The 12,330-nt window shown below is 63.2% G+C and carries 15 protein-coding genes; 8 read left to right on the plus strand and 7 right to left on the minus strand.

The annotated features are described in order from the left end of the window. Positions 1-29: 29 nt before the first annotated feature. From B7Y43_RS05905 to B7Y43_RS05925, 5 genes are all read left to right on the plus strand, one after another. Entirely contained in the window at positions 30-221 is a 192-nt protein-coding gene (locus B7Y43_RS05905) for a stability determinant (protein WP_374130695.1), read from the plus strand. Between the two features lie 75 nt (positions 222-296). Continuing rightward, complete coding sequence (locus B7Y43_RS05910) at positions 297-470, plus strand: type II toxin-antitoxin system RelE/ParE family toxin (protein WP_374130696.1); 174 nt, start codon at positions 297-299, stop codon at positions 468-470. A 99-nt stretch (positions 471-569) separates the two neighbouring features. Further along, positions 570-1,133 carry an elongation factor P gene (gene efp / locus B7Y43_RS05915; protein WP_374130697.1) on the plus strand — a complete coding sequence of 188 codons (564 nt, stop codon included), beginning with the start codon at positions 570-572 and terminating at the stop codon, positions 1,131-1,133. Between the two features lie 116 nt (positions 1,134-1,249). Next, entirely contained in the window at positions 1,250-2,062 is an 813-nt protein-coding gene (locus B7Y43_RS05920; RefSeq protein ID WP_374130698.1) for an inositol monophosphatase family protein, read from the plus strand. Positions 2,063-2,102: 40 nt separating this feature from the next. Then, positions 2,103-2,507: a VOC family protein gene (locus B7Y43_RS05925; RefSeq protein ID WP_374130699.1), complete on the plus strand. Its 405-nt coding sequence runs from the start codon at positions 2,103-2,105 to the stop codon at positions 2,505-2,507. On the opposite strand, the gene B7Y43_RS05930 is transcribed toward B7Y43_RS05925, so the two are convergent. After that, positions 2,504-3,691, minus strand: a complete 1,188-nt coding sequence (locus B7Y43_RS05930; RefSeq protein ID WP_374130700.1) for an acetyl-CoA C-acyltransferase — start codon at positions 3,689-3,691, stop codon at positions 2,504-2,506. The two genes, B7Y43_RS05925 and B7Y43_RS05930, sit on opposite strands and share 4 nt — an antisense overlap. 112 nt (positions 3,692-3,803) lie before the next feature. On the opposite strand from B7Y43_RS05930, the gene B7Y43_RS05935 reads away from it, so the two are divergent. From B7Y43_RS05935 to B7Y43_RS05945, 3 genes are read left to right on the plus strand one after another with little or no spacing between them, the layout of a single operon-like run. Continuing rightward, complete coding sequence (locus B7Y43_RS05935) at positions 3,804-4,556, plus strand: A24 family peptidase (protein WP_374130831.1); 753 nt, start codon at positions 3,804-3,806, stop codon at positions 4,554-4,556. Next, positions 4,553-5,026, plus strand: coding sequence for a hypothetical protein (locus tag B7Y43_RS05940; protein ID WP_374130701.1), 474 nt, complete (start codon positions 4,553-4,555; stop codon positions 5,024-5,026). The genes B7Y43_RS05935 and B7Y43_RS05940 overlap by 4 nt, the downstream gene beginning before the upstream one ends. A 29-nt stretch (positions 5,027-5,055) precedes the next feature. Beyond that, positions 5,056-6,462 (plus strand): coniferyl aldehyde dehydrogenase, encoded by a 1,407-nt coding sequence (locus tag B7Y43_RS05945; RefSeq protein ID WP_374130832.1) that lies wholly within the window; start codon positions 5,056-5,058, stop codon positions 6,460-6,462. Between the two features lie 6 nt (positions 6,463-6,468). On the opposite strand, the gene B7Y43_RS05950 is transcribed toward B7Y43_RS05945, so the two are convergent. The 6 genes from B7Y43_RS05950 to B7Y43_RS05975 form a co-directional block, all read right to left on the minus strand. Further along, the gene (locus B7Y43_RS05950; protein ID WP_374130702.1) at positions 6,469-7,686 is read right to left on the minus strand and encodes an RNA polymerase sigma factor; all 1,218 of its coding nucleotides are present in this window, start codon (positions 7,684-7,686) and stop codon (positions 6,469-6,471) included. Then, positions 7,679-8,020, minus strand: coding sequence for a YciI family protein (locus B7Y43_RS05955; protein WP_374130703.1), 342 nt, complete (start codon positions 8,018-8,020; stop codon positions 7,679-7,681). Before B7Y43_RS05955 ends, B7Y43_RS05950 begins: the two co-directional genes overlap by 8 nt. An 89-nt stretch (positions 8,021-8,109) precedes the next feature. Further along, positions 8,110-9,417, minus strand: coding sequence for a homogentisate 1,2-dioxygenase (gene hmgA / locus B7Y43_RS05960; protein ID WP_374130704.1), 1,308 nt, complete (start codon positions 9,415-9,417; stop codon positions 8,110-8,112). Next, positions 9,414-9,953, minus strand: coding sequence for a hypothetical protein (locus B7Y43_RS05965; RefSeq protein WP_374130705.1), 540 nt, complete (start codon positions 9,951-9,953; stop codon positions 9,414-9,416). The genes hmgA and B7Y43_RS05965 overlap by 4 nt, the downstream gene beginning before the upstream one ends. A gap of 14 nt (positions 9,954-9,967) precedes the next feature. Continuing rightward, the gene (gene hppD / locus B7Y43_RS05970; protein WP_374130706.1) at positions 9,968-11,056 is read right to left on the minus strand and encodes a 4-hydroxyphenylpyruvate dioxygenase family protein; all 1,089 of its coding nucleotides are present in this window, start codon (positions 11,054-11,056) and stop codon (positions 9,968-9,970) included. Positions 11,057-11,348: 292 nt separating this feature from the next. Continuing rightward, entirely contained in the window at positions 11,349-12,149 is an 801-nt protein-coding gene (locus B7Y43_RS05975) for a hypothetical protein (protein ID WP_374130707.1), read from the minus strand. Between the last annotated feature and the right edge of the window lie 181 nt (positions 12,150-12,330).

The following is a 12,330-nucleotide window of genomic DNA, read 5'->3' on the forward strand; positions in this document are numbered from 1 at the left end:
CGCACGCTGTTTTTTGTTATAGGGACGACATGAGCAAATTGTCGCCCATCGAGTCCGAATTCGCCACCACTGAAGAGGCGGAGGCCTATGACGCTTGGTTCCGCGCCAAGGTGCAGGCGGCGCTCGACAGCAAGGAGCCGTGTATCCCGCATGATGAAGCTATGGCGTTCATAAAGCGCAAGATGGAAGCCAAGCGTGCTGCGCGTCAGCTGGAGGAATAGAGGTCTCGACGATCTCGATCTGATCACCGACTATATCGGCGATCGAAATTTGCGTCGGCCGAGCGAATCCGGATATTGATCGAAGACGCAGCCGAGCGTTTGCCCAATCATCCCTATGCGCATCGACCGGGCCGTGTTCCGGGGACTCGCGAGGCCGTGGTGCACCCCAACTACATCATCGTCTATGCGGTAGGGGCTGCAACGATAACCATCCTCGCCGTCATCCACGCTCGCCAGCAATATCCCTGACCGGGCACGCCGCGTGCTTGCCCCGCCCACCAGCTTGCCGGAACCGCACATGGCCGCTAAGGGCGTCCCCTTCGCTCTTTCAACATCACAGGCACACCCATGAAGATCAGCGGCGTCGACATTCGCCCCGGCAATATCATCGAATATGAAGGCGGCATCTGGAAAGCGGTGAAAATCCAGCACACCCAGCCCGGCAAGGGCGGCGCCTATATGCAGGTCGAGATGAAAAACCTGATCGACGGGCGCAAAAACAATGTCCGCTTCCGTTCGGCTGAAACGGTTGAGCGCGTACGGCTCGACACCACCGATTTCCAGTTCCTGTTCAGGGACGGCGACATGCTGACCTTCATGGACAAGCAGACCTATGACCAGATCACCCTCGACGCGGGGATCCTGGGCGATGCGGCGGCCTTCCTGCAGGACGGGATGGACGTGGTGATGGAGCTTTACGACGAACGGCCGATTTCGGTGCAGCTCCCCGACACGATCGAGGCGTTGATCGTCGAGGCCGATGCGGTGGTGAAGGGGCAGACCGCCTCGTCCTCTTACAAGCCCGCGCTGCTCGAAAACGGCGTGCGCGTAATGGTCCCGCCGCACATTGGTGCTGGCACGCGGATCGTGGTCGATGTGTACGAGCAGACTTACGTAAAGCGGGCTGACTGAATTCCCCTCCCGCTTGCGGGAGGGGCTAGGGGTGGGGCTACCCCTTCCTCCCACACACCGCTGGCGGACACGCCCACCCCCAACCCCTCCCGCAAGCGGGAGGGGAGGAGATAAAAATGGTTTCCCACTCCGGCCTTCTCACCGTCATGGAACGCGCCGCGCGCAAGGCAGCGCCACGCTTGCGGCGTGACTTTAACGAGGTTCAGCAGCTCCAGGTCAGCCGTAAAGGGCCGGCCGATTTCGTGTCGATGGCCGACAAGCGTGCCGAACAGACGATCTATGAAGAGCTGAGCCATGCCCGCCCCGACTGGGCGTTCATCATGGAGGAGCGCGGCGAGATTGCGGGTGATCCCAACAAACCGCGCTGGGTCGTCGATCCGCTTGATGGCACGACCAATTTCCTCCACGGCATCCCGCATTTCGCGATCTCGATCGCGGTCGAGGAACCCCGCCCCGATGGCCGCTGGGATACGGTATCGGCCTTGGTCTATCAGCCGCTGACCGACGAAAGCTTTTGGGCTGAACGCGGGCGCGGCGCTTGGCTGACCGACCAGCGACTGCGCGTATCGGCGCGCAACGACCTGTCGGAATCGCTGATCGCCACGGGCATCCCCTTCCTCGGCCATGGCGATTTTGCGCAATGGACCCGCATCTTCGGCGCGGTCGCGCCGGGGGTGGCGGGCATCCGGCGGTTGGGCTCGGCGGCGCTCGATCTGGCCTGGGTCGCGGCGGGGCGCTTCGACGGATACTGGGAATCGAGCCTCAGCCGCTGGGACGTCGCGGCGGGAATTCTGTTGGTGAAAGAGGCGGGCGGCTACGTCACCGATTTCCGCGGCGGCGACAAGATGATGGAGCGCAACGAGTTTTTGGCGGCGAACGATGCGCTGCATAACAAGCTGCACAAGCTGGTGGCGGGGGCGTTGCGGTAACAGGTATGGTGGTATCGCCGCCAAAGTATCGGAGCTACATATGCCTTTCATGACTGGAGCAATACCGCTGCTACAAGTGTTCGATATGCCGACATCGATCCATTTCTATCGCGATATGCTGGGCTTCGAGGTTTATCAGCATTCCCCTGAGGTCGAAACGACCGAGGGGCGCTTCTTCCACTGGTGCTGGCTGCGCAATGGTGCGGTAGAACTGATGCTCAATACGGCTTATGATTCGAACGAGCGGCCACCAGTGCCCGATGCCGCTCGCTGGGCAGGGCATAGCGATGTCAGCCTATCGCTGGGCTGCGCCGATGCGGATGCCGTCTATGCCGAACTGACTGCAAAGGGAATGGCGCTGGAGCCGCCCCGCACGTCGCCGCATGGTCCGCGCGAGCTATCGCTACGTGACCCGGACGGCTACGATCTCTGCTTCCGTAGCTAGCGCAGCATCTCCACCGCCACCGCCGTCGCCTCGCCACCACCGATACACAGCGAGGCCATCCCCCGTTTCCCGCCCGTCGTTTGCAGCGCCGAAATCAACGTTGCCATGATCCGTGCGCCGCTGGCGCCGATCGGGTGGCCGAGCGCGCAGGCGCCGCCGTGGATGTTGATCACGTCATGCGATAACCCCAGGTCGCGCATCGCGATCATCGCGACGACGGCAAAGGCCTCGTTGACCTCGAACAAGTCGATGTCGCTCGCGGTCCAGCCGGCCTTTTCCATCGCCTTGCGCATCGCGAAGACCGGCGCGGTGGTGAACAGGGAAGGGGCATGGGCATGGCCCGCCGTTGCGACGATCCGCGCGATGGGGGTGAGCCCCAGCTTTTCCGCCACCGATAGCCGCGTCATCACCAAAGCGGCCGCCCCGTCCGAGATCGACGAGGCGTTGGCGGCGGTAACCGTGCCGTCCTTCGAGAAAGCGGGCTTGAGGGTTGGGATCTTGGCGGGATCGCCCTTAAGGGGCTGCTCATCCTTGTCGACCGTGACATTGCCTTTGCGTCCGGCAATCTCGACCGGCGTAATTTCGCGGTCAAACGCGCCCGAATCCTGCGCCTTCTGCGCGCGCGTCAGCGACGCAATCGCATAGTCATCCTGCTGCTCGCGGGTGAACTGGTATGCAGCAGCGGTATCCTCGGCGAAATTGCCCATCAGCTTGCCGGGTTCATAGGCATCCTCGAGCCCGTCGAGATACATGTGATCCTTCAGTACATCATGCCCGATCCGCGCGCCTTGGCGGTGCTTCATCGACAGATAGGGCGCATTGGTCATGCTCTCCATACCGCCTGCAATCAGCAAATCGACTGAGCCCGCCGCCAGCGCATCCGCCGCCATGATCGCCGCCTGCATGCCGCTGCCGCACATCTTGTTGACCGTGGTCGCCTCGATATGATCGGGCAGCCCAGCCTTGAGCGCCGCCTGGCGGGCAGGGGCCTGGCCCAAACCGGCGGGCAGCACGCAGCCCATATAGATCCGCTCGATTGCCGCGCCCGACAGCCCTGCGCGCTCGACCGCACTACCGACTGCCGCCGCGCCAAGCTCGGTTGCCGATGCGCCCGACAAAGCCCCCTGGAAACTGCCCATTGGCGTGCGGGCGTAAGAGACGATGACGACTGGATCGGTGGCCATAGGGAAAGCTCCGCTGGAATGACTGGGTTGGCCGCGATTTAGGCCCGTGGCGGGCGGAATACAAATCGCCTATCGACGGCGCGTGGATCAACTCGCCGCCTCCTTATCAGCGCTGCCCGCATGGGAATGGGCAGGCCTGTTGGGACTGCTGGGCGCGATCCTTGGCAGCTTCATCGCCGCGCTGGTCATCCGCTGGCCACAGGATCGATCGGTGCTGGCCGGGCGCTCGCACTGCGATGCATGCGATGCGGTGCTTGGGCCCGTCGATCTGGTGCCGCTGCTCAGCGCGCTGGCGATGCGCGGCCGCTGCCGCCAATGCGCCGCGCCGATTGATCCGCTGCATTGGCAAATCGAGCTGGCGGCGCTGGCCATCGGCGCCTCGGCAGGCGCATTGATCGCAGGGCCGACAGCTATTGCGGTGGCGCTGTTCGGTTGGCTGCTGCTGGCATTGGCGGCGCTCGATATCACTGATTTCTGGCTGCCCGACCGGTTGACGCTCACGTTGGCGCTGGTGGGGATCGCGACGGGGCTCATCGGCATCGCGCCACCGTTGATGGATCGGTTGATCGGTGGTGTCGCTGGCTTTGCCGCGCTGTGGGCGATCGCAGCGGGATATAGGGCCTATCGCGGGCAGGAAGGGCTGGGCGGCGGCGACCCCAAATTGCTCGGCGCCATCGGGCTGTGGCTGGGCTGGCAGATGCTGCCGGTGGTGGTGCTGCTGGCGGGCATGATCGGGCTAGGCGTCGCGCTGTTCTGGATGCTCAGCGGGCGCGGCGTGCAGCGCGACGATCGCCTGCCATTCGGTGCGCTGCTGGCGGTTGCGGCTTACCCGGCGGCCATCGCCATGCTAATGTTGCCTTCATGAAAAAGCTTCTGATCGTGGCGACTCTGGCCGGCATGGCGAGCATCGCCCCTGCGGCCCCGCCGCAATCGACCGCCGCAAAGCCATTGCCCATCTCGATTGATGGCCTGCCCATCGGCGCGATCCCGCAACAGGAATTGCCGCCAAGCGGGTGCGCGGCCTTTCTCTGGTCGAAAACCCAAACCCGCGCGCTGGTGGCGATGATGACCAGCGACCCGGCGCAGATCCGCTTTGCGCCGGGTGGCACCGTTATTGATCTGGTGCGCGTCGGGCAATCCGGGCCAGGCGAGCGCGGCTTTGTTTCAGCGACCGATTATGTCGGCGGTGATTACCGGGTGCGGATCGAAATGGAAATCGTCACGCGCGGCGATTTGACTGATGGCGCAGCGATCCCGTCCGCAACGATGCGCGTCGATCACGAAGGGCATGACAGCGTGATCGTGCCGGTGGCGGGCTTGATTGGCTGCGGCTGAACTTACGGAAGGAAATCGCGATGGCGACGATGCAGGATATCTTGGCCGAACAGCGCGCCGCCTTCATGGCGGAACTGCCGGTGCCAATCGCAATCCGCAAGGATCGGTTGAACCGCGCCGCCGCGATGATCGCGGACAATGCCGATCGTTTCTGCGACGCGCTGAGCGAAGATTTCGGCCATCGCAGCCGCGAACAATCGATGGTCACCGATATTGGCGGCTCGGTCGCGCCGATCCGGCACGCGATCAAATCGCTCGACAAATGGGCGCGGCGAGATCCACGGGCGGTGCAGTTTCCGCTCGGGCTATTGGGCGCAAGGGCGTGGGTTGAGTATCAGCCCAAAGGCGTGATCGGCGTGATCGCGCCGTGGAACTTCCCGGTTCAGCTGGTGATGGGCCCGCTCGCTGGCATTTTTGCCGCGGGCAATCGCGCCATGGTCAAGACCAGCGAATTCACGCCCGCCACCGCGGCGTTGTTCGAGGAGCTTTGCCCGAAATTTTTCGCGCTGGAGGAACTCGCTTTTCTTTCCGGCGGACCAGAAATCGGCAAGGCCTTTGCCTCGCTGCCCTTTGATCATTTGCTGTTCACCGGCGCGACCAGCATCGGCAAGCACATCCTGCATGCAGCGGCCGACAATCTCGTGCCGGTCACGCTGGAACTGGGCGGCAAATCGCCGGTAATCGTCGGCAAATCGGCCGATATCAAACAAACGACCGAGCGGGTCGCGCTCGGCAAGATGCTCAATGCCGGGCAAATCTGCCTCGCGCCGGATTACATGATCGTGCCCGGAGATCAGGAGCGCGCGGTGGTCGAGGGGCTAAAAACGGCCGCCAGCGCGATGTACCCGACGGTCCTCGCCAATCCCGATTATACCGCGATCGTCAATGATCGGCACTTTCAGCGGCTCACCGACTGGCTCGATGATGCCCGCCAAAAGGGCGCGACGATCGAGACGGTCAATCCGGCTAATGAGGATTTCGGTGCCAGCAACGCGCGGAAAATGCCGCTCCACATCGTCACTGACGTTACCGATGACATGACGATCATGCAGGAAGAGATTTTCGGGCCGATCCTGCCGATCCGCCGCTATGACGGCATTGACGACGCCATCGCCCAAGTGAACGCGAAGGATCGCCCGCTCGGCCTCTATTATTTCGGCACCGATGTGGCCGAGCGCACCCGCGTGACTGACCGGACGATTTCCGGCGGGGTGACGATCAACGACGTCGTCTTCCATGTCTCGATGGAAGAACTGCCCTTTGGTGGGGTCGGCCCATCGGGGATGGGCAGTTATCATGGACCAGACGGCTTCAAGACCTTCAGCCATGCCAAGGCGGTATACCAGCAGCCCAAGATCGATGTGGCCAAGCTTGCGGGCATCAAGCCGCCTTATGGCAAGGCAACGCTGGCGAGCGTGAAGCGGCAGCTGAAGTAACTCGGCTCAGCTGATTTCGGCCCGCCGCTGCGCCAGCCAGCGCCGTTCGGCCTCGCCTGGACCGAGCGCTATTGCCGCGTCATATGCCTCCCTTGCTGCTGCGTTCAGCCCAAGCCGATAGAGCAACCCGGCGCGCACCGCGTGATAGGGTAGGAACTGCGCCAGCCCCGGCACATCAAGCGCATCGACGGCGTCGAGCGCGGCTTCATAGCCGGCGACCTCGGCAAGTGCGACGGCTCGATTCAGCCGCGTAATCGCATCGTCGCGCACGGTGAGCAGCGCGTCATAGATAGTCAGGATATTGGCCCAAGGCGGTGGCTCGGCAAGCGATGCGCGGGCGCACCATTCGGCGTGAATCAGCGCCGCCACGACGCGCGGCGCGCGGGGACTGAGCCGGGCAGCGACCGCGAAATAGCCGCGCCCTTCTGCAATTAATGCGGCATCCCACAGCGACGGGTCCTGTTCGGACAGCGGCACCATAACCCCGTCTTGATTGACTCGTGCGGGGCGACGCGCCTCGGCAAAGCGCACCATGGCGGCAAGCGCCAGCACTTCGGCCTCGTTCGGCAGCATTTTGGCGAGCGTGCCGGTGATGCCCAGCATCTCGGTCGCATAATCGGCATGCCGCCCGCTGCCCGCGCCATCGGCATGAGCGTGGGCATAGGCGACCTCAATCGTGCTCAGCACGGCATCGAGCCGGTCAACCCAGGCCTCTGGCCCCGGCACGTCAAAGCCAATCCCCGCCAGCGCGATTTTGCGCTTGGCGCGCACTAGCCGCTGCGCCAGCGTCGGTTCGCTGATCAGGAAGGCGCGGGCGATCTCCTCGGCGCTGAGGCCGCAGACCAGCCGCAGCGTCAGCGCGGCGCGCGCTTCGGGGTGGATTGCCGGGTGGCAGCAGACGAAGATCAGCTTCAGCCGCTCATCGGGGATCGGGCTCGCGTCGAGCATCAGTTCCTCCGCGGTAGGGTCGGGCTCTGGTTCGGGCAAAACCACGCGCGTGCGGACGGTGGCCTGACGCACCCGGTCGAGCGCCACGCGCTCCGCGACGCGATAGAGCCACGCCGCCGGATCGCGCGGGGGCGTGTTTGCCCAGGCCGCAACGGCGCGGGCACACGCCTCGGCAAAAGCCTCTTCGGCGATATCGAGATTGCGAAACCGGGCGGCGAGCGCGGCGATAATCTTGCCGCCATCCGCGCGCGCCGCCCGATCGAGCGGATCAACCACCCTGGGCGAGGACTGGCCGAATTTCGATGGCGCCGTCGGCTGCGAGCGGGACATCCTTGGCGATGGCGATCGCGGCGTCGAGATCGGCGGCCTCGATCACATAATAGCCGCCCAGCTGCTCGCGGCTCTCGGCAAATGGGCCGTCATGGATGCTCGTGCTGCCGCCTTCGGTGCGGACGGTCGTGGCGGTGGTGCTCATTTGCAGCCCGTTGCCGCCGACGATCGACGCGCCATGCTTCTGGCCAAACGCCATATGCTTGGCGACAATCGCTTCGAAGGCGCCGGGTGCTGCATAATGGGCTTCGTCTTCAACGATCATCATGAGGTATTGCATCGCTTTATCCTTCCCTAAGGCGACCGCGCCTACCGCGATCGTACCCAGGAGACGGTCGAAGGGGAGCGGAATCGACAGCGACGCGAAAATTATTTGGGTAGCTGCGCTTTTGGGAACCCGGCCCAGACCGCATCGTAATCAGGATCGAGTGTGGCGGATTTGAGCGCCTGCTCGGTCGGCTGGAACACCCAGCGGCTTTCTATCATAAACGCCATCGTGTCATTGATCTTGTGGGGTTTGAGATCGGCCTTGCTCGCGGCTTCCCAGCTCGCGACATCGGGGCCGTGCCCGCTCATCTGATTGTGGAGCGACAGCGCACCGGGGACGAAGCCATCGGCCTTGGCATCATAGGCGCCGGTGATCAGCCCCATCGCTTCCGACATAACGTTGCGGTGGAACCAGGGTGGGCGGAACGTATCCTCCGCCACCATCCAGCGCGGCGGGAAGATCACGAAATCGACATTCGCCGTACCGGGGATGTCGCTCGGGCTGGTCAGCACGGTGAAGATCGACGGATCGGGATGATCGAAACTGACGGTGTTGATGGTGTTGAAGCGCGCCAGATCATAGCGGCACGGGGCAAGGTTGCCGTGCCAGGCGACGACGTCCAGCGGCGATCGGCCGAGGTTGGTCGTCCACAGGCTGCCAGAGAATTTCTGCACCAGCTCGAAATCGCCCTCGACATCTTCATACCAGGCGACGGGGGTTTCGAAATCGCGCGGATTGGCGAGGCCGTTGGCGCCGATCGGCCCGAGATCGGGCAGGCGGAAGGGTTCGCCGTAATTCTCCGCGACATAGCCGCGCGCGTTGCCGTCGGGCAGCTCGACGCGAAAGCGCACCCCCCGCGGGATGAGCGCGATATGCCCCGGCGCGACGTCGAGACGGCCCATTTCCGTCAGGAGTGAGAGACGGCCCGCCTGCGGGATGATGACCAGTTCGCCATCCCCCGTCACGAAGGCGCGCCTCTTCATCGGGATGTCGCAGGCATAGAGGTGCACCGCGACGCCGGTCTGGCTCAGGGGTCCCGCCCCCGCGATGAGCATCGTCGTCAGGCTGTCGAGCCAGTCGGTACCGGGCACCGCATCGATCGGCCCCCACCGCAGCCGGTTGGGGGCGAGCGGGGCATCGGGGATCGCGGGGGAGAAATTCGACGCCCCATCATATCGTGTGAAGGCAGGATGCGCAGCGGAGGGACGCAGGCGATACAGCCATGACCGACGGTTCTCGGCACGCGGCGCGGTGAAAGCGGTGCCGGAGAGTTGCTCGGCGTAAAGCCCGAAGGGGGGCTTCTGCGGCGAATTGCGCCCGATGGGCAGCGCGCCGGGGATCGCTTCGGTCGCGAAGTGGTTGCCGAAGCCGGTCATGCCGATCGTCAGCGGCGGGACGGTGCGGGTCATCGCGTCTTAATCAACGTCATGGTGGTCGCCCAGCGATAAGGTGCCGGCGATCCCAATGGCCGCAGGCTCCCGGTCATGGTCACGGAATCGGCTCCAGCGCTGACGATGGTCAGCGTATCGTCGACACGGTTTGGCGCGCTGGCGTCGCCTCCTGCCTCGGCACCGACCTCGACGATTGTCTGGGTGCCGTTGGCGTCGGGCACGCTGCAGGACGTGACCCGGATGTCGCCCCCGGCAAAAGTGCCACTGACATCCGGCTCCTCATAGCGATAGCCTGCGTCAGTCTGTGTCATGCGCAGGAACAGCTTGCCCCCGGCATCGCGCATTTCAATCACGCCAGCCTTGGGAATGCTTGCCTTGAACGGTCGGTTGGTCGTTACCAACGTGCCATCGCTCTCGCGCGCGGTCCGGACGACGCGCCACTCGCCCTCGGCAACGCGCTTGAAGGCGGCGAACCGGCATGCGCCGGGTGGTAATGCAGCCGCGACAGGATCGCTGGCGGTCAAGGCAATCAAAAAGGGCAAAGCCAGCATCATCAACCACCTTGGATCTAGATCGCGGGAATAACACCGCGCCGGATCTGATCCAGCTCGATGCTCTCGAACAGCGCCTTGAAATTGCCCTCGCCAAAGCCGTCATTGCCCTTGCGCTGGATGATCTCGAAGAAGATCGGGCCGACCATATTCTCGGTGAAGATCTGCAGCAGCAGCCCGCCGCCGGTTTCGGGCGAGCCATCGATCAGGATCTTGCGCTTGCGCATTTCCGCCACGTCATGGCCGTGGCCGGGCAGGCGCTTGTCGATCAGGTCGAAATAGGTGTCGATCGTGTCCTGAAAACGGATGCCGTTTGCGCGCAGTGTATCCACGGTCTTGAAGATGTCGTCGGTCGCCATGGCGATATGCTGAATGCCTTCGCCCTTGTAATCCTTGATGAATTCCTCGATCTGCGAATGCTCGTCCTGGCTTTCGTTCAAGGGAATGCGGATCTTGTCGTCGGGCGCGGTCATCGCCTTGGAAACGAGCGCGGTCGCCTTGCCCTCGATGTCGAAGAAGCGGATTTCGCGGAAGTTGAAGATACGCTCGTAATAATCCGCCCAGTAATTCATCCGCCCGCGCATCAGATTATGCGTCAGGTGATCGAGTGTGTGCAGGCCGACGCTGTTGTCATCGGGGGTCGCGCCGGGGACGGGCTCGAAATCAATGTCGTAGATGGTCGTGTCGCCGCGTCGATCAACGAGATAGAGGTTCGCGCCGCCAATGCCTTCGATCGCTGGAATATTGAGCTCGGCTGGGCCGACCTTGCCCTCGACCGCGACCGCACCGCGTTCGGTGGCGAGCTTCACTGCCTTCGCCGCATCCGCGACACGAAACGCCATCGCGTTGGCGGACGGGCCGTGGGTGTCGCGGAAACCGGCGACTTGGCCGGCATTTTCCATGTTGAGCAGGAAATTGATGTCGCCCTGCGCATAGCGCCGGACATTCTTCGACCGGTGATTGGCCACATGGGTGAAGCCCATCTTGACGAACAAATCGGCCAGTGCCTCCGGATCGGGCGAGGTGAATTCGACGAATTCGAAGCCGTTGAGGCCCATGGGGTTGTCGGTCGCGGTGTCGGCGAGGGGGGCGGTCGCGGTCGTCATGGCAGGGGTCTCCGTGGCGGCAGATGGTATCAGATGAAACTATATAGCGGATGAGCGGCGCGCGGTCCAGCCGTTCCAGCTCCCCCCTTCGTCATCCCGGCCTCGTGCCGGGGCCCACCGCGCGGCAAAATCAGATGCTATGAAACCAGAGAACCAAGCCGGGCAGTTAAGGTCGCTACCGAGTTGCTCATAAACGCCGAAAATCGATCCTACCAAATAGGCGCGTCGATCAAGTTGGTTCGGGTAAAGTATTTGGATAGGACAAAATCTCTACGCCTGTTAACCATTACCCCTAACGTTTGCCGATCGATTCGCGGTTGGAGCAGGGGTGGTGATGGGGGCAACCAGTCTTTGCGGGGCGATCTGCCTCGTGGCAGCAAATGCCGCAGCTTCTGCGCCGGGCGACGGCGTTTCGGTTGTGCCGTCTTTCAGTTGGAGAGATGTTCCTGATTGGCTCCAGTTGCTCTTCGCGGCGATCGGTTTGGGACTCGGCACGCGCATCATGATTGGCATCGTGGGAGTTAGGGATCGGCTTCCTGAACCCGATAAGGATCGTGCCGCTGAATTCATCAAGATGTTGTGTGATCAGGTGTGGGGGTGTTCCAATCGCATTTCCACCGTTTTCGCCCAGCGGTTGCGCACGCCGCCGAGCGATATTGTCGGGCTGGGCATATTGGTACGTATGCTGCGCGAAGACCTGAGCATTCCGATGAATTTTGTCGAACAGATGCGCAACCAGCCTGCCGATCACTGGCACGGCAGCAATGTTTTCAAGGCGTATACGAACTGGAGCGCGCAAGTTGCGGCGATGTCGAAGCAACTCGATGATCTGCACCAGTCGATTACCTATCCCGTGCTGCGCGAACCGGTGGACAAGCAGCGCGATGCGATGCTCGTCCATCGATATCATACCGAACAGGCATTTCTGGATCGGCGTGTCGAAGAATTGATGGGCTGCGCGTATCAATTTTGTGCCGTCGCGCGCGAGGTATTGAAGAAAGCCAAGGAGAAAAAGGGCAGCACTGGCGATGCCGATGCAGAGGAGCATGATTGCCCCTGCTGCAAGCGTCCGCCCGCACAGCATCGCCATCATGCCCGCGATCCGCTCCAGCCCATCGTGTTGCCACCAGCGCCGGTGCCGGTGCCACCCGCGCCAGCGCCGCCTGCGCCAGCGCCAGCGATGTGCTGCTGCATGCCGCCGCGCGCCTGCCAATGCCGGCGCGGTTGTGGGTGCGCGTGCCAGTGTGCCCCGCCGCCTGCGAAAAGTGGTTGAG

This window comes from Sphingomonas sp. 28-62-20, assembly GCF_002281505.1.